Below are 21,190 nucleotides of genomic sequence, written 5' to 3'. Positions count from 1 at the left end.
CATTTATTTTTTGTGCTTCTTCCATTTTTCTAATCCTCAAGGTGATATCGATCTAAAAAGGCAAGTCCTAAACGATTGCCAATAAATGCACCAATCACCGTTAATGCAGTAAAACTGGCAAAGCCAATAAACATCGCTGCAAAAGGCAAATGCTCAATACAATACTGCTTTAACCAGTAACCGATCACCGCACCAATAAAGGCAAAGACAATCACCATACCAATGAGCATGGCACGTAGAAAAAACCAATGAATACGTGTCTTAATGCTCACATTCTGCGTGCCAGTCACATCTTCTTCTGAATGCTCGTCATTACGGTAGTTATCATGCATACTGCTCTCCTGACCTATTGATTTTGTTTTCTTTACTTTCTTTACTTTCTTTATTTCCATTACTGCCTTTATCCCTTTTATCACCTTGATTAGCAGCTTTTGCCCCAGACCAAATCCATAAAGGCTTTAAAATATGAATAATGTTGTGTGCTTCGACCGCACCGAAATAACGTGAATCCCATGAATAATCAGGACTATTGGCACCATACAGCCAATAACCATAACGCTGATTGTTTCCTGGCTTAATAAAATGCGTAATAGGAATACCCGATAACGAGATGTCATGACTTGGCGCATAATACGCCTTTTGATTCACAATAATCTGTGATGACGTCAATTGCACATGATCAACCGGTAAGGCAATGACCTCTTTAATCAAAGAACCAGAACCATCAGCACAATGACCATGCGCATCAATGTATCCCTTGGCAATGCCCTCAACAGCAACCTTGTGTGGCAAACACACTTCAACCAGATCGCCTCGCGCAATCACGTGCTCATCTGATGTGTGATCAATAATATATAATCCCATTGGCATTGAATCACTGACGTTAATACGCACACCAAAGGTCTTAATCGCTAAATAAATCCCCAACAACACAAGTACCGCAATAGCGATAAAATATAAGCCTAGGCGGTTGTGCACTGAAAAGCTCATGCCTGATCTCCTGAGTTGATTGGGTTATCAAAGCGATACCAGCTCGGAAACACAATGTCACGCGTGGTTAAGATCGAAAAGTTATTACCTGGTTGAATCTTAATGGTCGGCTGAATATTCATGTTTTTAGCCAACATTTGCGCAGCCGTTTGCGTTAACTGCTGACCAATGGCAGCATAAATCACCTGCTGATTCGACGTACCGTTACCATTGCTGTTATCACCCGATGGTTGTGACAATTGACCCAATGCCCCAAACACAGAGAACATCAACGCATTACCAAAGATACGCCAGTAATGGTTGTTAACATCCCCTGTCACCCCAGCGAATCCACGCAAATCAGCGCCTGGTTGATTATCCAGTTTGATAGAGGTGCCATTAGGAAATAATAAGCGTGTAAAGACCATGAGCACACGTTCCTGACCATACGCCACTTGGGAGTCATATTTGCCCATGATTTTAGTGCCTTGAGGAATCAATAAATAATTCCCTGTCCGTGTGTCATAAACATTACGCGACACACGCGCAATAATCGTGCCTGGCAAATCCGAGTTAATCCCAGTTTCAAAGGTCGCAGGAATAACAGATCCCGCAAATAACGTATAAGGACTCACCGGATGTTTAAGTGTCGCATCCGATTGATCCGGCTCTGATTGATCTTCTTTTAAAAAGGCAATCTTCGAGCTCTGCGAGTTTTGCTGCGCATACTGATCACTGCCCTTGGTCGTTATTGATCTCATTGCTTTAGCCTGCTCACGCAATGCCGTCATCTGAGAATTAAGCGCTTCTTGTACTCGATCCTGTGGTGACTGTTGCGCTGAGGCATCACCTTTTGCGCCTTTCGCTCCTTTTGCCTCTGAATCACCATCAAAAGATACTAAGGAAGACTTATACGCTGCCATTAATGATTGATCATAGCCTGCACGCGGCTCATCAGGGTGATCTGTCGCTGCTTTGTCTTGTGACTTATTGTCTTTTTCACGCTGCAACTTCTGGTCTTTATAAATATAGCGATAGCCATCTTTATCTTTAATGCGCTGACCATCTGCCATTTTATGCAGCTTACCATCGTCACCGACAACATAAGGCACGCCATCTTTCCAGACAATATCATCAGGCTTAAGCTTGCCCTTAAATAAGCTTAATGTGCCATCATCGCCTATTTCATACAGCTTATTGTCTTTAACAACGAGATGCTTAGGCTTGGCACCTAACTCAGATAACGGTACCCATTGACCATCTTTCCAGACATAAGGTTTGCCATCAATGGTGCGTACCATGCCCTCTTTTAATGGCACTAAGTTGCCATTTTCATCGACCATGTACGGCTTGCCATCTTTCCAGATCACCTGTCCTGGAGTAAGTTCTCCTGCATAAGGGTATAACTTACCGTCTTCACCCACCTGATAAAGCTTACCATCTTTCTCAACAATATCGCCGGGTTGTGGCTTATCCCCAATCGGACGCAGCTTACCATCCGCACCAACAACATAAGGTTTACCATCCTTCCAAACAATGTCACCTGGTTTTAACTCACCGTCATATGGATACAGCTTGCCATCAGCACCAACGCGATAGAGCTTACCGTCTTTCATCACAAACTGCCCTTCAGTGGGATGATCCCCCACAGGATGCAATTTGCCATCGGCACCGACCACATAAGCTTTGCCATCCTTCCACACAACTTGTCCTGGCTTTAATTTGCCTTGATACGGGTGCAGCTTACCATCCGCACCGACCTGATAGAGTTTGCCATCTTTATACACCAGATCACCGGTGTGATAAGGCGACTTGTTACCATCAGCTATATCCAGCGGCACAAACTTACCATCTTTATAAACATACGCTTTGCCATCCTTATAGATAACATCACCATCCTTTAATGGACGATTCACGCCATTGACTTTGGCATAGGTATTGCCCTGCCCATCTTGATAAACCGCATATTGATGACCATTAACCAACAGTGCCCAGTTTTGTAATAAAACCATGGGGACATTCATCGCATCAATTTCTTGAATCTTGGCAATCGAGGCATCCGAGTTGGTGTCAATATTACGCACAACCGTTTGCTGGATCGTTCTTTTCGTTGAATAGTTCACCGCCAACACAATGGCAATAAACATAAACGCAACAAACCCGATAATTGACCATTTAAAGCGCTTGGCAAAATCAACGGCTTTAGGCAATGGCTCAATAAAAGGATCATCTAAATGTGTGTGTTCATCTTGATGATGATCAGCCTGCCCAGTATTTCCCGACTCTTTTGCCTTTTTGGCCTTTTTGGCCTCTTCTGTTTTTTTCCAATTGAACTTTTTAAACTTTATCATAAGAGTCACTCAATCACGCCCATCACGCAAAGTTGTTGTTGATAATGTCTACTTCGGTTTTATGATTACCTGAGCCATCGATTAAACGTGCTTTTTCAAATAAGCCATCAAAACGAATATAAGGACGGGTATATTGATAATTCTGAAGTGTCTCTTGACCATTTTGATAAACATATAAAACAGGTAATGCCATGCGATCTGTCGCAGGTGGCATCCTTATCCACGTCTTATTGCCATCATCAAATACTTGTGTCGGTGTCCACGCTGGATTATCTCCAGATAAGGCATAATTAAAATTTAAGTGATCAATATCAACGTAACTTTGATTGGTTGCCTGCGGATTGCCTGATGCCACAATGTTTTTACTGGGATCATTTGCTTGCGCTTTCTTAATCCAACTGTTACTGATCTCATGATCTGCCATTTCTGATGGATACCAGAAGTTCACAACAGGAGAGACGCCATTTTTGGATAAAAGCCCCAAGTTATAAACGCGCTTATCCGTAGCAATCGTCAAATTCGTTGAGATACTTAATGCCGTCGGCTTAAGAATGACAATCCAAGAACCATCTTCTGGTGTGCCAGTATAAATTTTAGAGCTCATCCAGCGCGTTGTATCTCCCAAGGCAATGGCATTAATTTTCTCACCCTTTTCTAAAACAATCTGGCAAGTTTGCAGTGGTGCACATTGAATAATAGGTCGACTATACGGATTAAACGGCAACGTGATAAAACCTTCCCCTTTAATCGCCTCAGCATTGCCTGTGGCCATATACTTTTCATACGCCATTTTAATTTGCGGTGAATTAGTAAACCCTGCAGAGGTTAATACCGTATTCTTTTGCAACAAAGGAGCTGTTGTCGCACCTGTCGTTGATACTGAGCTGCTTTGTGCCAAAGGATTCGATGGAATATAGCTATTTGGTCTATACTCCATTTTCATGGGTCTGGTTTGATCCATTGACGCACATCCCGTTGCTAGCGCACCCAACAGCACTAAAAACCCAAGCTGAGCATATTGCTGTGTAGACCTTTTCTTTTTTTTCTGTTTTTGCTTTTTTTGCTTTTTTTGCTTTTTTTGCTTTTTAATAAACATTTTCACTTTCTCACCCTTATTGCTTTTTCTCTCTCATTTCTGTCATTTCCGTCACTTCTCTCACTTGTTACATCTTGTTAAATCATCAAAAGAAACACTGTAGCCCAACCGTGAACGCTGTGTTTACCAATGTGCCATGCCCATACGGATAAGCATTGGCACCTCCAAAGGTGTGTTGAACGTCAAACGTTATCTGCATTAAAGGGTTGATATAAATGCCTGTACCAACACTCGCAGCAATGCCAAAACCATAATCTGTGCTTTGATTAAAATTAAGTTGTGAAGCAACACCCAACTTGCCGTGAAACTCTACATGCGGATTGACAAACCCTGTTAACGTGCCAAAGCCCGTTAATTGAAATAACTGCTGTGAGATTTGTTCCCCCTGATAAGTAAATCGATCAAATCCCAAATATTGCGCATCGATCTCACCACCTAAATAAAAGCGCTCATTCAATGGCAATCTTTGACCTAAAGCCACACCAACAACCACCGGTACACTGCTGTGCGCACTGGTATGATCAGGTGAGTTTAAAAGTCGCGTGCCACCATCAACACGCCAGTAACTTGTGGCATCTAATCGTGTAACAAAAGACGAGGCAAAAGAAGTGGTAAAAGCAAAGTAAGACAATGATGTAACAACGAATAGTAAGTTCCTGACGATCAAAAAAGGTTTGCTAACTTTTTTATTTATTCTATTTATTTGATGTGATGTGCAGATATGATGAATACACATAGCTTGATGACTCCTATTACTTATATCACTTATTGCGTTGACTGATTATCAGGACGATAATCTTTTGACCAGGAAATATGGGTAATGTAAAAGCCCATTGGGTTATATAAAGCAATATCCTGACCTTGTGGTGGCTCATCATTTTGTTTATAAGTAAAAACACCTGTGTACTGATTATTGGCAATCACTTTGCCTGTTTGCGTATCCTTGGTGATCTCACTCCAGCGAACCTGTGTCGAGGTTGGACTACCACCCACCGCAGGGGTGACACTATTAATCACCACACTAATGGTTTCAGTCGCAGCAACTTTAAATGGATCACGCTTTTCATAGAAATCCTCTAACGCCTGAGTCGCAGCCCCCTGTAAATAAGCATACGCAGACTTAATCATGTCCTGCTGTAGATGACCGTCAAAGCTTACCTGACGTGCGTTTTTAACAAATTGCTCAATCAAATAAGTATGCATTTCAGGGGTGATTGAATGCGGATCAATTTGTGCGGCACGCTCAATGCTTAAAATCTGATTATTACCATTCACCTTAACGATGACTGGATAAACTTTAGGGGTCATATACAGCATGACCGAAGCAATAAGTAGCACAAAACTAAATACCGCCAATATCCAAACCGTTGTCCAAAGACGTTTAACTGACTCCTGACGACCTGAGTTCAACATCCGCATCATTTCACCCATCTGCGCCTGATTGCCCGATGAAGTGGATGAACCCTCAATGCTTTTTTTATGCTCACCAGTGACAGCATCTTGTCCTGTTTTTCCTGTTTGCCCTGCGTGTCTTGCATCCTGTGCTTTGGAAGTAAACGAAGCAAACGAACCGTAGGTGTTTTTTGATTGCTCTGACATGAATTACTCCACATTAACTATCGCTGTAGGATTTAACTGAGGGTCATTAAATAGCGACTTTTTCGTAACAATGCATGGACTGAGCAAGGCCATCATATAGTCAACAGCTTTATACAGCAGATACGAACCTGCCACCATATACCCGCAAGTAATAGCAAGGTGATACTGCTTAACAAATTCTGAGCTTAAAAAGTGAGTCATTGCTATGTAGTAAAGCAGAGCAAATACACTTGCTATTGAAAAGATAGCTAATAAAATCAGCGCATTGAAAGCATACTGCTTGAATGATAATTTTGGATAAGTAACTGACATTGTATTCTCCTTTTTTCCTGTTTTTTTATTTCTCATTTTTTCTTATTGATTTACTTCTTATTGGGACCATGATTAATGTGGTTCCAGGCAGCAGTGCGAATATTCTTAGTGGCACCGCCCAATGGGTTCGTTAATGGTTTGGCTGCTGCTTTTGTCATACCACCTGCATATTTAGCTGCTTGCCAACCTCCTTTTAAGCCACTCTTATCAGCCTGTTTAAATGCCTCTGCGGTACTTTTAAAGCCTGAAGCCATATCGCCCTTTGTACTCTTTAGACCTTTCCATCCACCCGCAGCCATATTACCCAAACCCTTTGCGGCATTGAGTGCATGATGCCCACTGGTTCCCAATGCCGCCGCTGCCCCTGCTGCTTGTGTTGGTACAGTTGCCACCCCTTTAATGGCGCTGACCGTCATGGCAGCTGCTGACATCGCCGCAGCAACAGCCGCTTGCCCGTAATCTCTAAAAGAACCAGCACCTGAAATCTCAGCAATAAAAGAAGGGACGTTTTGTACAACCAGATAAAAGATAACTAAACCACCAACCACAATGAGAATGTCACTGTAACTAAACATGCCTGCATGCGCTGAATTTTGCAGTGAGTCTACCCAGCCTTGACCCACATTAACCCCTACACCAATCACAATATACATCGTCATAATTTGAAGACAAACACCGATGATTTTACCGATATAGTTCGTGACGGTAGGACGTGTAACATCATTCATACCAAAGGCAAATATAATGGGACCCACTGAAATTAAGGCATAGGTTTTAATCAAGAGCACACAAAGACTTGCAGCAATAAACGCATAAATAATCGCAATAAACACACCTGATATCATCGCAAGTATTGCTGTTGGCAAATGCGTAATCCCCATACTCCCTGCCACCTGAAAGATGCTTGATGCAATATAAAACCCTTGATCAAATACAGAGGAAGGGTCAATGCCTGATAAATTACCCGCCTTAGCACCCGTTTGCATAAAACCATTAATCCATGCAGGCACCCATGAGCCACATACTTCGATTAAAGTAAAAAACATGCCAAACAGAATCGCCATTTGCGTGAGTTTGGATAACATTTTATTAACCTCTTCACCCTGCAAAAGCATCAGCAATGTTGTAAATGATATGGTGATATAAGCTAACCAGTACGCCAGATTGTTGCCCGCCAGAAATATCTCATGCATGGACTGCTGAAAGCCCATTAAGAACTCCTGATTAATCGTGTTAAGTATTTGAACATCTGCCATTTATACGCCCCTATTGCTTGACCTAATTTGTTGAAAAATCAGGAATGGTTTTAAATTTATCATCAGCTTCATAGCTCGGCTTTTTTAGGTCATAATTAATAAACTTCTGATCCGCTTTAGTCGCTGCCATTTCCTGTGAAGCATTCGCAGCCGCAATCGTTGCCTGTTGTGACTGCATTTGATTCAGTGACTGATTAATGGATTGCAGTTGTGCAGCATTCGCCTGAAGTAGTTGATTCGTCCCCTGCAATACAGCTTTTGTGCCTTGCGCTGAGTTAGAGTGATTCACAATCTGATTTAAACCATCTGATTGCTCCGCCATATAACCCATTTGCTTCTTTGTTGAGTTCAAGGTGCCCTTTGTGGTATCTAAAACCGTCTGCATACGACTGTTTGTTTTATCCTGTGCATCCCCTTTCTTATTATGACCAAACACATCATTAAAGCGTTGGTTAATATTCTCAGTTGAATACGTTAATGCCTCACCAGTCGATGCCATATTGCCAATCGTGTTGGCAGCATTGGTATAATCCGTGAGTGTTTTTAAATCCGAGTTTTGCAGCATAATACGCTGATTATTAAGCTGCTCAATTTGATTGGCAATCATTGTCCCCTGATTGGCAACGCCACTCGCACCACTTAAGGCTGTAGAGGTGTTTTGAATCAAGTTGGTTGGATCAATTACAACATCACCACCCAGAGCAAATGATTGTAAATACGCCATCGAAAGCGTCATTGTTAAAGTGATATATTTAATACTCATGCTAATGGCTCCTCAATATCTGCATTAATTGCTGGCGCTATATAGGTGCGTTTCGCAAAATCAGCCGCATCTTTTAACCCTTTTGCCGTTAAATACTCAACAATCCACATCGGATCACTTTCACGATAATATTGATCAAACAGCGCCCTTTCCGCCTCGTTAGATACTGCCAAGAATGACAACGCAAGCTCACCTAAGTTGAGATCGATTAAGCGCTTACCCGTTGCTTGCGAAATGTAGTAGTGTCTTTTGGGTGTGCCATTAGTAATTAATGAGATTTCTTTGTCATTGAGTGAAAACTTTTCATACTGGGCTTTCACCTTTGCTGACAATGCTTCCGCATTAGGTAAATAAATTTTAGTGGCTGAAGATTCACTCAGTACTTCAGTAATGCTACTTTTAGAAACATCAGCTAATGATTGAGAAACAAAAATAACCGCGATATTAAACTTTCTTAAAGTCTTCAACCAATCTTTAAGTTTGCGCTCTAAAATCGGCGTATCAAGATAAAGCCAGGCTTCTTCCATTACTAATAAACAAGGATGTAATGACTTTGATAACAACTCAATTTGCGCATTTAAGCACTCAATAATGGGTACGAATATATGTTCCGGCAGCTTGAGAATCTCACCGATATCAAAAGCCAGTAATGATGAAGTAAATAAATCATTTGACGTGCCATCCATTAAACTGCCAAAGAAACCACCCTTTAATGCAACATAGGCACTACGTAATTCTTTCTCTTGAAACTCAAGATTACTGAATTTACGTTCTGCTTGTGGCAGTGATCTTAAATTGCTAAGCGATTCCTTAACAATCATGCGGCGACTTGAATCCATTGACACCCCATTAATCTCAAAGGTGTCACATAACCAGTTATGGATAATCTCAAATCCATACACCTCATCAATAGAAATAAAAGGCGCTAACTTTGCCGTGGTTAAATCTTCAGGCGAATAATATTTACCCTCATGTGAACGTGTAAAGTTTTTATGTGAGCTGTCTTTATCAAAGATGACAATGCGGGCATTTGGATATTTTAAGTGCTGAGACATAATAATCCCCAGCAAGGTTGACTTACCCGATCCTGTTGGTCCTAAAACCATTGTATGCCCAACATCACTGACATGCAGATTTAAACGATACACATTACTGCCATCGGTTACTGCATATAAAAGTGCAGGTGAATGTTCAGGATATAAAGGACTTGGACAATAGCGCTCACCGGCATAAATAGAGGATAGCGGTAGCTGATACGCCCATGATATCGAGTCCATAAGATTAATGCGGCAATTATACATACCATGCCCTGAAATACTGCCTAAATAAGCTTCCGTCGCATTGGCTCGTTCATTACGGATTAAAAATCCGAGATTCGTAAGAATATCCGTAAAATCACTAACAATACGGTTAAGCTCAATAATATCTTCATGCATAAAGACAATACAGCCATTATAAAAGCCATATTTAATCTCACCTGACTCATTCTCAGTAATACAGGCTTGTGCATCTAAATTCTTTCCTTGCGCATCTTCATTAAGCTGAGGAGTGCCACCAATAGCTTGCACAAGAACCCCTTTCATACCAATGGCTTTAGATGACCAGGTGCGTTGTATTTTTCTGAGCTCTTTTTTAGCCTGATCTTTAGAAAGCACATAAAAGCGTGTATGGTAACGAAAAGGCATACGCATCGTATTTAAAACATGCATCAGCATCGGTTGTAATTTCATTGGATAATCATCAATGGTAAGCGTCTTAATATACTTATTACCGATCATAGGCTGCTGCCCTGGCAACAAAGGCTCACGCGCCAAATAAAGGTTTAATAATGTTCCTTGATTGGGTGCTGCAACGTACTGACGTTTACCCGTAATGCACAGGTGACAATACTGCATCAGTGCATCACCATTTAAGCGAGAAAATTTACTCTCATTACCATAGGCAACAAAGTTCATAAAAAGCTGTAGCTTGTTATTAAAGTCTGCTAATCGTTCATTTGGTGTTTTATCTCGAACCTGATCATTGGTGTTATAGATAAACTTCTTAGTCGCCTTAGAGATTTCTTTATCTTCTTTAAACGTAATCGTGACATAGGTAAGGGATTCATAAATATCACCGGTGTGATCAAACTGATAACGTCGCTCCTGATCAATTAAAGCCGATGCAATCGAAGGAAACACCTGATCATCCGAATAATTCTCAGCCTGCGTTCTAATCACGTCATGCTCAATCATGATGTTACGACTCCAGATATTACAAACCGCTTCAGACCAGCGCAGTGAATAGGCAACACGCATTTCATCAACGACTGATTCAACATCATCACCATAAAAACGAAAGACCGCTTGTAAAGCACCATCCTTCATCACAATGACGTTATCGATTAAAAAGGCATACCCGAGCTTATCGGCTAACCCTGCAAATTTATTTCGCTTCATGTTTTCAATATCCCATTTTTCCCTTTTCCACTTTCTTCATTTTTTTAATTTTTCCAGTGAAAATTTTGATGTTTTCTCTTTGCTTTGATGACCAATAATCAAACTAAACCGTGCAAATAATCGTCATTTTGCTAAATTCAGATTGAGCAAAACCAAACCATCTGAAACGGTCTTATAAGCAACTTCTTTGTTGTAATTTAATTAATGATTTATGGATCGATACTCATGTGTTTCCTCCCCTACTTAACATCACACGGTTTTGACCAAATCTGGCTGAACAACCAGCAATAAACTTTTATCTTTTTGGGCGCTTGGCATCTGTAAAAAGGTAATTTGATGATTTGGAATACTGAAGTTATACAATAAACTACTTTCAGCAATATCTGGTTTGCCAATTTGCAGATCACCAACATGTTTAGAAGATGCGCCATTAATCGCTTTGTTTGTGAATGACAGTTGCAATTTAATAAGATCTTTATCCATAGAAGATTTTAAGGTGATCCATGTGCCTATATTGACAATATTTGGTGTAATGACCATATCACCATCCTTTTGCTTTTTCACATGCTCGACATACGGAATAGCATGACTAATCACAAAAGCATTCGTTAAGTTTTGGTTAAATTTGGCATAAATGTTTGATTGCCCTAATAACGTAACATTAGCCAAACCGACTAATTTGTTATTCAACCGATTAAAGGTGTTAGCATGATCATTATCTTTGAAATTGATCTGTCCCATATTGCCAAAATAAGTAACGACCTCTTCGGGAAACAGCACCTTAATCGATGAGGACGGATCAAAGGTTTTGCTTGTTTCATACAACGCAATCTCTAAAAGATTGCCACTTGCATCACTTTCTTGAATAGCTGATTGCCCTAGTGGACTTTTTGATTGCGCGCCCATCCAAACAACAGCAAATACAACAATAGAGAGCACAGCCGCCGTTAAAAGCAGCTTTACTCCTTTGATTTTATGCTTTTTATGCTCTGTATATTTCATGCCCGTCACTCATTTATTCGATTATTCGGTTAATCATTATTCTTTTTAATCAACGTTATTTCAGGAAATGAACTAAAACGACGCGTGTAGTTACTTCCCATGGCAGGTAACGCAGGATAAAACCCTTGTGAATGTCGAATTGAACGCTTGAACACCTCAACTGCACGAGGATCATGTTTACTGGCTGCCATGCATAAACCATGAATAATCACAAATAAAGGAATGGCAAAGATGGCAGGCCAAGTAAAGTGAGTTCCTACTATAAACAAGATACAAAATAAAAAATTCGTCACAAATAATAATTTTTCTGTTCCCATGACTAACACAGGTTGTGTTAATGCTTTACGAACTGACCACTCATACAAAATACTCACTACCAATACTCCCTTTAATCAATTCAATTAGATTGTTATGGATTACATTTTTAAAAAAATAAAAAACTTAAAAAATCATTGCGCCGCTCGTCCAGCCAAATGTACTCAAAAGACTCGTCGCAGTGAACACAATAGATAAACCACATAAAACCCTAACAAACCACTTAGCCCCACCTTGTAAGTCTAAAAATGCGATGGCGAAGCCTGAAATAGCAATAGTGATAATACCTATTGAGTACGCCACTGGACCTGAGATACTATCTGCAATGGTTTTAAGTACTTTCTCCCAACCAAATTGCCCAGACCCCGTTGAGCTTGCAGCTGCAAACCCAAAAGACAGTAACAACATTAACGTGCTAGTGAGTGCTTTTTTTAATGGTTTAAACAGGATGCTAAACCCCGCCATAGAAAAAGCATTCTGCACTACTTTTTTCATTTCTTTTATGTTTTTCATGTTTTTCATATTCTTCAGACTCATCAGCATTCTTACTCCCCTGTTTTTTATCATTTTCTGTATTTACCTTATTTGCTTTATTTTCATTATTTTCATCATTGTTGTTACTTGATTCATCTATTTCATTAAGCCCCTCTCCAAAATGAATTGGTTCTACATTAAAAACTTTATTGATATAGTCATAACTCTTAAGCTCAGCAATCGCTTGAATTCTTCGACCATAAGGATGAGCAGCATCCTTAACCATATGTACAATAACATCAACTACCGTGTTAATTAGCGCAATCGGTGGCTCAATACCCTTTTCACAGCAAAGCTCAATCAATCGCAAAGGTGCAGCATTAACATCCTTGGCATGAAAGGTTGCAATACCACCAGAACAACCAATATTCCACGCCTTTAGCATGTCATGCGCTGAATGGTCTGTCACTTCACCGACAATAATACGATCTGGTCGCATCTGTGTAGTTGCCTTCACAAGATCCTGCATTGATAATGGATTCATCTGCAAATATTGCACATCTTCAATATCCGCTCTAATCTCAGGTGTACTTTCAAGAACCAATACGCGATCACCCGAACACGCCAGTTTAGGGATTTCATTAATAAGCGCTGAGGTTAATGCCGTTTTACCCGATTGAGGGATACCAATGACACAAATATTTCGATACGAGCGAATACAAGCACGCAAAAACTCCGCTTGTTCATAGGTAACAATCCCCTTTTGAACAAAATCAGCCAACGGATAAGCCGTTTTAGCATTGCGACGAATAACCATAGAGGGACCAGGCGCAGCCGGTTCAATAATACATTTGCACCTTGCTCCATCAAATGGGGAAAAGTGTGGCATTTCAACGGTATGACTAGGTGTATCCTCATTAAGATAATAACCTCTATACTGACATAACACCTTCATTGCATGACGAATATGCTCAAGATCAACTTCACCGACACACTGCTTGCCATCTAATTTAGAATCAATCCAAAGCTTAGCGTCTGAATTCACATAGATATCCATGACATTGCTATCAGCAAGTGCTTTCATAATTTTGTCCCCTAGAATATTAGCGACAAAATGTACATCATGCATTTCACTCATATCGACAACCTCAAGCGATTAATAACGCGTTAATCTTGGGTAACCGTCAACTGACTACCAACACTTAAGCCAATAACCGTTGACGTGCTACCTGTTGCGGAACCATCAAGATTCCAGCCCCCACCTAATATCCTTGTATAGATATCTCCATCATTACCAATGCTGGCAAATAAATTTAAATTGCTGAGTACCTTCATTGCTGTAGGAGCACTAGTGGCATCTTTGATAACACCACTATTACTCCACGCCCCTCCGGCATACAAATACATATTCCCACTACCAATAACTCCACCATAAACATTACCTTGACCGTCAACATCAAAAGCGGTAAACGCAGTGTTGGCATTTGGATTACCTAAGTTAGTCCATACCCCATTCACTTGCTTGAATGCATCATGATTCGTTGCTGTATCACCTTGAATATAGGTATTACCTGTATTATCAAACTTAAGGTAATTAATCCCTGTGACACCATTATTGACAGACCCTTCATCACTCCAACCATTATCGTAAGCATAAATATGATTACTGCCACTACCAGCAACGTGTAATTTACCACTAGCATCAAAAGCTAAGGCATTAACCGAAGTAATGGCTGCATTAGGAACGCCAAGATCCTCAAATACGTTATCGAACACATTCAACTTCCATACGTGATTATAGTTATCATATCCAGCAAACATCACACCATTGTGATCAAGCGCAATGGTATGGATGTGATGTGTTATGTTTGGCGGAGATGGCATCTGCGACCAACTACTATTATCAGTTTTAGCATAAACGTAGCCATTAATATCTAAGGCATACAACAAGCCTTTATTAACAATTGAAAAGCTATGAACCGTACTACCATTCGTAATAGTCATATTATCACTAATATTATTACCATAATCAGTCACCTTGGCATTAACATAAACATGACAACTTGCATAACGTCCAAGTGCACCTGGCTGACAAACATTTGGGCAAATCGCGGGTGTGCACCATGATGTATTACTGACACCATCATAAATCTGAATCTGATCCGAGCTTGGATAAGTGTAAGAAATGTAATTCGTTGAACCATCTGCATTATTACTTACCTGAATATCAGTTACACTGGTTGACATAGGGGTTACAGTAATTTGAACAGGATTACCTGAGCTACCACTTCCCCCTTTGTCACCGCCACCACCACCGCAAGCAGATAATAAGGCTGCACCAGTTAATGCAATAGATAATTTAAATGCAAAATTGCCATACTTCATGAGTTTCCCCTCTTTAATGTTAACGTCACTGTTATTAGTTTTTAGTATCTCTATTCTCATCTTTTATGTAGCCATTGTTATTTAAATGCGTACCGATAATTTGGGTGGTTGCCTCAAACAACGTAAGTGAATAGTCAAGACAGTAACGCTTTAACGCCTTATGCAAATCTTTTTCTATTGCCACTAACTTGTGTTTCAAAACCACTCCTTAACCTATCTGGTTTGAAAATTTAAATTTTTAACTTTTAAAATCAAAGAAGAGCGAATCGAGCAGATGCATTTACTAAAAAGCAAATATCATCTATTGTTGATATATAGATTTAAACAGTTGTGGCGATATAGAAATGATACCTAATATAGACAAAAAGAATTGGCAAGAAGTGAAGGGATTTTTTAAAACTCTAAACCCTCTTTTATTTGAAATTTTAGAAGAGATAAACCCAGTCGATCATCTTTTTTATATTTTAAAATACCCTTATGGACAAAAAATATCAGATGATAAGTTTTTTTATATTCCTGACAGTGTGGGAAACATTGTTAGCAAAGACGTAAAGCATTTCCCTTACTTTTTTTTAGTCAAAAATAACTTGGAGCTATACCTAGAAACTCATAATAACATTATTTCTGAGGTTGTTTATCAACCTGGCGACTTTTTCCCATTTACTGTCGATTTACCTAAAAATAGATTTGTATCAAAACCAATATCACCATTTAGTTTAAATTCAGGAATTAGAAGCCTTATAATACTACCTTTAACAAATGAAGGCATACCCTACTTTAGGTTGCTAAAAAAGTATGGGTTAAGTTCTGATTTGACGCCAAGCAACCCAAATACCCATTTTGAGATTTTCAAAAGTATTGCTAATCAAGAAGATATTAAATGGGCTTCTGAGCTAGTCATGTTTGATAATAAATGGGAAGATAGAATACAAAACGACATGCGCTACTACAAATTAAGGTTATATATTCTTGAAAAAGCTATTAGAACAAATGACTTTAGAACAAATACATTTTATTTAGACTATGCCTTAAATGAAATTGTGCATAAGCAAAAAATACCTGTTAAAAACTATACACTTCAAGTTCTTAAAAACTTATTTTCCGTAGCTGTTTGTGATTCAACTGGATATAGACCTGTATCAGATGAAACAGGAATGCCAATAAATATGCTGTTGGAAAAATTCAATGAAATATACCAACCCAATACTACGCCTTGTGTTGTCGAATGCTCTATGAGAAATGACTCTAAAAATTTGCCAATATACGCATCTATTGCCCCAGATAATAAAACCTTAACTAACAAAAAATCATTTCAACAAGCTGCATATTTAAATGAAATTGCTGATTACAAAGAGTTTTTCCTTGATGAACTTTCTAGAAACAGACTGACATGTGAGTCAGCTTATGGAAGCATGAAAAATATCCTCGAACTTACTTTGTATTCAGAAAGAGGGAATAATGATAGAAACATACACAAGGCAATTGATCTTTTAGATCATGACAAAAGGTTTAAAGTGATTTATGATAAATACAAAGATAAAGTTAAGTATGGGTTCAGTGTTAGATCAAGTTTCACCAAATCACTAATTGGGATAACATTAAAGAGGTAAATTATGAAAAATACTAATATTCAGAAATACAAAAAGCTATTTGAAAGTATTTCAGGAAGCTACAAAGAGCCAAACTTAAAAAATATAAATTCACATGAGTTAAGAAAGCTTATTGCACTAAATCATAGCTTTGCAGATGCAAATAAATAACTCATAAGATGAAGAACCTTGTCATTGTTGGAACAGGCATAAAATACTTTGCTCATCTTACACATGAAGCCGTTGGCTACATTAAAAACTCTGATATTGTTCTGTATTTAGCTAATGAACCACTTATAGAAGAATATATAGAAGAGGAAGCACAAAAATGCTTTAATCTTTCAAAATTATATTTTTCAGGAAAGCCTAGGCAAGAATCTTACGATAACATTACTTCATTTGTCATTAATACATTCAAATCATATAATAACGTTTGCTTTGCCGTATACGGTCATCCAACTTTTTGCATCGATTCTACAATCAATACAGCTATGAAAAGTAAAGACTTAGATATCAAGGTTACAATATGCCCTGCTATATCATCATTAGACTGTATGTTTTGTGATTTAATGATAGACCCTTGCACTTTAGGCTACTCTGTATATGAAGCATCTTCTTTCATAGAAAAAAAACCGAATATAAATAAAAATGGATATCTTATTTTACTACAAGTTGGGTTTATTGGTAATTTGAATGAAATAGACTACCACAACAATAATAAGAAAAAATTATTAGAGTTACAGGAAGTTCTAATTAATGCCTATGGCAGCAATAACTTATGTTATTTTTATGAAGCAAGTTTATACCCAAGCATAGAACCTATTAGTGAAAAAACAACCTTAGAAAATATGAATAAATGCTTAACTACCTCCCTTTCTTCACTCATAATTTTCCCCCTTGAGATAAGCTAAGCAACTCAACATCAATCTTATGTTGACTATGCAATGTCTCTTTAGCACCTTGCAAAACATTCATCGCTACTTTTGCCGCCATTTCACCCAATTGCAATGGCTGCTGCTCTATAGTTGCATCTAATATCCCATTTTTAATAGCTTCTTTTGCTTCTGGTATCCCATCATAACCAACAATAACTAATTTTTTACCTAATCTTTTTGCTGCATCTGCTGCCCCAAGCGCCATTAAATCATTTTCTGCAAATACTGCATTGACCTCATTATCACGTTTTAAAAATTGATATGCATAGTGTTCAGCTTTATTTTTATCATAATTAGCAACATAAGCTGCAACAATCTTTGCATTGCTACCCATTAACCCATCAGCAAACCCTTTTGTTCTTTCTTGCGTTGTCGACGAATCTTTAAACCCTTGCAATTCAAGTATTTTTGATTTATCACCTAGCTTATTTAATATGTACTTTGCAGCTAATTGCCCACCTTGAAAATTGTTCGACTCTATATGCGACAAAACTTTTACACCTTTAACGCTACGGTCAACTGTAATAAAACGAACTCCTTTAGCCTGCGCACGCTTAATAACATTTGCAGATTCATTAGAATCAACTGGGTTAAAGATAATAAGTTTATAACCTCTGCTCACTAAGTTATCAATATCTCTAATTGACCTATTCAAGCTATCAGAAGCATCTAAAACTGTTGCTGTATAACCATGAGCTGTCAAAGTGCTATTAATTGATTTGGTGATATATCCAAAATATGGATTTGATAAATTTGACATAACCACGCCAACGTCATTCTTATTAGCAAGCCTAGTCCAAGCTACAATCCCAATCGTGATAAAAATCACTATCAGGAATATGAATGCCATAATCACCCTTGCTTGTCTATACATCAATACACCTTTTACTAGAATAAAATTTCAATAACAAAATACACAAAATAAGTGCAAAGCATATTAAAAAGAAAAATGATGAAAACGTCGAAATTTTATGAATATTAGCAACTGCTCCACTAAACAGTTGAGCTGATAACACTGGTGATAAACTCTTAAGTAAAAAGGCAACACCACTATAAAACACTACTCTATCTTTCGTATTAATTACCTGCTTAACAATTGTATACTGCAATGGCACCATTAAAACCTCACTAAGTGAAATTAAAACCACAAAGCTTATAATAAATAATAAGCCAATTTTCAAATCACTTAGTACATATGTTGAGTAAAACATCACTGAAAATGAGATTAACATAACCAATAAACTTAATTGAAAAGATATGTAATACTTAACTTTCACTCTCTTATAAATGATTGGCAAAATTAATGAAAAGAAAGTTATAACCATTGTATTAATAATACCAACTCCGTTTGATGTTAGGCTAATTTCCATACCTAAAAAATAATTATCACTATAAAACATCAAAATATGAGAGGTTAAAAATGGCATTAATTGATAGAAACTCCAAAACACAATCATATAAAATAAGTAATGCAAAAATGTTCTAATTTTAATTTTTGTCAAATTGTTTGATCTCAACATATACACCAGAAAATAAGTAAATAACATGATAGATGATATAATAATCAGACTATCTCCAATAAAACTCCATTCCTTATTGAAGCTAATGAGTGTAATTAAAAATAGCACTGCTGATATAGCCATAATACCTAAGTGCCGTATAAACAATTTATCTCTAATTTTTTCGTAAAGAGTAATTTTGTTATAACCCAATAAATACACGAAAAGCGATAGGCCGCAAAATAAAAATCCATATATAAACAGAACTCCAAAATCAATAACAAACAACCCAATCACACAGCCTACAAGCATACCCCCATTAAAAAACAAAATATCCCATGTGAAAACAATTTTTGTCCTATTTTCATTTGCATTGATGCTCATTAAATAGTTGTCAAGTAAAATTGTTATACACGTCACCACAAACCCATAACCAACGGTATAAATAGCAAATCCGCATCTAATCAAATCATACTGATTAAACGCAAGAAGCAAACACCCTACCACTTGAAAAATAAGTGAATAATATAATAGCTGTTTAAAATCAATAATGCACTTACCTATGAATGATGCAATGACACCTATTGCCCCAGAAATAGCGAGTATATGTAACAATATCTCTAATATATCCGTTGATGTAAAAGGCTGATTTTGAAATAAATACCAATATGCAGAGTAATATATCATGCCATAAGCAATCGCAAATAAAAATTGCATACTTAGTAATATAAATAAAGGGCGTTTAATAAGTTTCATGTAATTTTAACCTTTCTGCTAATTCCATATAACAAAATTGCAGTTATCACTGTGATGAGCGCCAAAACTGAGAATAAGATAAGATATTCATGGTTGCTTTTAATGATACTAACATTATTTGAAGATACTTGTACCAAGCCAGATAGATAGCTAGAAATCACACTGGCGCTACTACCACACAGTAGCATCCAAGTGCCCATCATCAAACCTTGATGTCTTACAGGCACCAGTTGTGCAATCATCGAATAACCAATAGGTGCAATCATTAATTCACCAACTGATTGAAAGAGATAAAACAGGCTAACCCATAATACAGAGCTTTGACCATATGAATTTGCAAGCAATATACCTATAGGCAAAAAAGTTAACCCTATACCTATACTTAATAGCCCTATAGCAAATTGAGTGAATACTGTAAGCCTAGTTTTTTGTCTAACTTTAGCAAACACACTTGGTAAGAAAAAGCCACCTACAGCAATAACCACAACATTTATATTACCCAACCACTGCGGAGTAATCTCATGACCAAAAAGCATCATATTAACATTATGTTCAGCAAACAAAGTAATCCCCATTGGGGCTAATTGGTACATTGACCAAAAGACTATGGCGAATAATGCTAACAAAACATATTGGCGTATATTTGATTTGCCTTGTGCTGTCGGCTGTTTATTAGCAAGCCAAAGAAAAAAGATAATAAAGCTTACAGATACAGTAAGTACGATACTTTTTAATGAGAATGGATAAAGCAGCGACAAATAAATCAAAGGAATCAATATTGAGAAAATAATAAATAAAACAATCATGCGCTTTGTCAAAATTGATCTACTATATTTCTTAATTGATTCGATCAAAGGCGTATTTTCATCTGCCACTGAGTGCCAACCTAATGCCATAAATATTAAAGCAATCACATTAAAAAAAGAGGACACTAAAAATAATTGCCCATAAGCGTGGCTTAACTGAAAGTATCCCGCTGCGGTGTATCCGAAAAAAAAGCCAATATTTGACCCTGCATAATTCCATAAAAATGCACGTTCACGTTTTACGTGATCATTTTGACACCGTTGAGTGATCATCATATTAAGGCAAGGGGTATTTAATCCAACACCTATCAAAAATAAGGTTAAGCCTAGATACATCAAATGTACTGATGGCAAAATCAACACAAAACAAGCTACTGTTTGAAACAGCATACCTAAGACAAATAGCATTCTATAGCTACTAAGCAAACCACCAAGGTAGCTGCCAAGCATATGCAAACCATAGTTATATACCAAAAATACAGCAACAATAGCATAGGCATTTGCTGAACTAAAATTAAATGCATCCGTCATATATAGTGATAGGCTTGAATACAACACCGCAAAGCTTACCGTTGAAAACACCTGAACAATAAATATAGTTAATAAGCTATTCCTTATCAATATAACCCCCCTCTTTCCATGACT

General features: G+C 37.9%; 22 protein-coding genes. 3 read left to right on the top strand and 19 right to left on the bottom strand.

Going from position 1 to position 21,190, the window contains the following annotated elements; translation table 11 throughout:
• Positions 1–29 precede the first annotated feature (29 nt).
• From DNJ75_RS09115 to DNJ75_RS15370, 16 genes are all read right to left on the bottom strand, one after another.
• Positions 30–332, bottom strand: coding sequence for a hypothetical protein (locus tag DNJ75_RS09115; RefSeq protein WP_117003147.1), 303 nt, complete (start codon positions 330–332; stop codon positions 30–32).
• Positions 325–990, bottom strand: a complete 666-nt coding sequence (gene traF, locus DNJ75_RS09110; RefSeq protein ID WP_117003146.1) for a conjugative transfer signal peptidase TraF — start codon at positions 988–990, stop codon at positions 325–327. Before traF ends, DNJ75_RS09115 begins: the two co-directional genes overlap by 8 nt.
• Positions 987–3,320, bottom strand: a complete 2,334-nt coding sequence (locus DNJ75_RS09105; RefSeq protein WP_117003145.1) for a TrbI/VirB10 family protein — start codon at positions 3,318–3,320, stop codon at positions 987–989. Before DNJ75_RS09105 ends, traF begins: the two co-directional genes overlap by 4 nt.
• A 22-nt stretch (positions 3,321–3,342) precedes the next feature.
• A complete protein-coding gene (locus tag DNJ75_RS09100) occupies positions 3,343–4,416 on the bottom strand; it encodes a TrbG/VirB9 family P-type conjugative transfer protein (protein ID WP_117003144.1) in 1,074 nt (357 codons plus the stop codon).
• 85 nt (positions 4,417–4,501) lie between these two features.
• Positions 4,502–5,152, bottom strand: coding sequence for a hypothetical protein (locus tag DNJ75_RS09095; RefSeq protein WP_117003143.1), 651 nt, complete (start codon positions 5,150–5,152; stop codon positions 4,502–4,504).
• 29 nt (positions 5,153–5,181) lie between these two features.
• Positions 5,182–6,015, bottom strand: coding sequence for a type IV secretion system protein (locus DNJ75_RS09090; RefSeq protein ID WP_117003142.1), 834 nt, complete (start codon positions 6,013–6,015; stop codon positions 5,182–5,184).
• A gap of 3 nt (positions 6,016–6,018) precedes the next feature.
• Positions 6,019–6,327: a hypothetical protein gene (locus DNJ75_RS09085; protein ID WP_117003141.1), complete on the bottom strand. Its 309-nt coding sequence runs from the start codon at positions 6,325–6,327 to the stop codon at positions 6,019–6,021.
• A gap of 50 nt (positions 6,328–6,377) precedes the next feature.
• A complete protein-coding gene (locus tag DNJ75_RS09080; protein ID WP_117003140.1) occupies positions 6,378–7,583 on the bottom strand; it encodes a type IV secretion system protein in 1,206 nt (401 codons plus the stop codon).
• Between the two features lie 22 nt (positions 7,584–7,605).
• Positions 7,606–8,346 carry a hypothetical protein gene (locus tag DNJ75_RS09075; RefSeq protein ID WP_117003139.1) on the bottom strand — a complete coding sequence of 247 codons (741 nt, stop codon included), beginning with the start codon at positions 8,344–8,346 and terminating at the stop codon, positions 7,606–7,608.
• Positions 8,343–10,784, bottom strand: a complete 2,442-nt coding sequence (locus DNJ75_RS09070) for a TraG/VirB4 family ATPase (RefSeq protein WP_117003138.1) — start codon at positions 10,782–10,784, stop codon at positions 8,343–8,345. Before DNJ75_RS09070 ends, DNJ75_RS09075 begins: the two co-directional genes overlap by 4 nt.
• 249 nt (positions 10,785–11,033) lie before the next feature.
• A complete protein-coding gene (locus tag DNJ75_RS09065; protein WP_117003137.1) occupies positions 11,034–11,786 on the bottom strand; it encodes a hypothetical protein in 753 nt (250 codons plus the stop codon).
• Between the two features lie 29 nt (positions 11,787–11,815).
• Entirely contained in the window at positions 11,816–12,160 is a 345-nt protein-coding gene (locus DNJ75_RS09060) for a VirB3 family type IV secretion system protein (RefSeq protein ID WP_117003136.1), read from the bottom strand.
• A gap of 67 nt (positions 12,161–12,227) precedes the next feature.
• A complete protein-coding gene (locus DNJ75_RS09055) occupies positions 12,228–12,623 on the bottom strand; it encodes a TrbC/VirB2 family protein (RefSeq protein ID WP_157968287.1) in 396 nt (131 codons plus the stop codon).
• A complete protein-coding gene (locus DNJ75_RS09050; RefSeq protein WP_117003134.1) occupies positions 12,553–13,713 on the bottom strand; it encodes an ATPase, T2SS/T4P/T4SS family in 1,161 nt (386 codons plus the stop codon). The genes DNJ75_RS09055 and DNJ75_RS09050 overlap by 71 nt, the downstream gene beginning before the upstream one ends.
• 29 nt (positions 13,714–13,742) lie before the next feature.
• Complete coding sequence (locus DNJ75_RS09045) at positions 13,743–14,960, bottom strand: NHL repeat-containing protein (protein WP_117003133.1); 1,218 nt, start codon at positions 14,958–14,960, stop codon at positions 13,743–13,745.
• A gap of 34 nt (positions 14,961–14,994) precedes the next feature.
• Positions 14,995–15,159: a hypothetical protein gene (locus DNJ75_RS15370; RefSeq protein ID WP_157968286.1), complete on the bottom strand. Its 165-nt coding sequence runs from the start codon at positions 15,157–15,159 to the stop codon at positions 14,995–14,997.
• Between the two features lie 145 nt (positions 15,160–15,304).
• On the opposite strand from DNJ75_RS15370, the gene DNJ75_RS09040 reads away from it, so the two are divergent.
• Genes DNJ75_RS09040 through DNJ75_RS09035 form a run of 3 tightly spaced genes read left to right on the top strand, consistent with a single transcriptional unit; the run spans position 15,305 to position 17,460 of the window.
• Positions 15,305–16,570, top strand: coding sequence for a hypothetical protein (locus tag DNJ75_RS09040; RefSeq protein WP_117003132.1), 1,266 nt, complete (start codon positions 15,305–15,307; stop codon positions 16,568–16,570).
• Between the two features lie 3 nt (positions 16,571–16,573).
• The gene (locus DNJ75_RS15365; protein WP_157968285.1) at positions 16,574–16,720 is read left to right on the top strand and encodes a hypothetical protein; all 147 of its coding nucleotides are present in this window, start codon (positions 16,574–16,576) and stop codon (positions 16,718–16,720) included.
• Positions 16,721–16,728: 8 nt separating this feature from the next.
• On the top strand, positions 16,729–17,460 hold the full coding sequence (locus tag DNJ75_RS09035) for an SAM-dependent methyltransferase (RefSeq protein WP_117003131.1): 732 nt from the start codon (positions 16,729–16,731) through the stop codon (positions 17,458–17,460).
• Here DNJ75_RS09035 and DNJ75_RS09030 read toward each other — a convergent pair.
• From DNJ75_RS09030 to DNJ75_RS09020, 3 genes are read right to left on the bottom strand one after another with little or no spacing between them, the layout of a single operon-like run.
• On the bottom strand, positions 17,432–18,358 hold the full coding sequence (locus DNJ75_RS09030; RefSeq protein ID WP_117003130.1) for a sugar ABC transporter substrate-binding protein: 927 nt from the start codon (positions 18,356–18,358) through the stop codon (positions 17,432–17,434). The two genes, DNJ75_RS09035 and DNJ75_RS09030, sit on opposite strands and share 29 nt — an antisense overlap.
• Positions 18,351–19,739 (bottom strand): MFS transporter, encoded by a 1,389-nt coding sequence (locus DNJ75_RS09025; protein ID WP_117003129.1) that lies wholly within the window; start codon positions 19,737–19,739, stop codon positions 18,351–18,353. The genes DNJ75_RS09030 and DNJ75_RS09025 overlap by 8 nt, the downstream gene beginning before the upstream one ends.
• Positions 19,736–21,166, bottom strand: coding sequence for a peptide MFS transporter (locus DNJ75_RS09020; protein ID WP_157968284.1), 1,431 nt, complete (start codon positions 21,164–21,166; stop codon positions 19,736–19,738). Before DNJ75_RS09020 ends, DNJ75_RS09025 begins: the two co-directional genes overlap by 4 nt.
• Positions 21,167–21,190 lie beyond the last annotated feature (24 nt).

It is taken from the genome of Cysteiniphilum litorale (genome assembly GCF_003428165.1).
GTDB classification, from domain to species: Bacteria; Pseudomonadota; Gammaproteobacteria; order Francisellales; family Francisellaceae; genus Caedibacter; species Caedibacter litoralis.
Note: the sequence above shows the minus strand (reverse complement) of the source record. Positions and strands in the feature narration are given on the sequence as shown.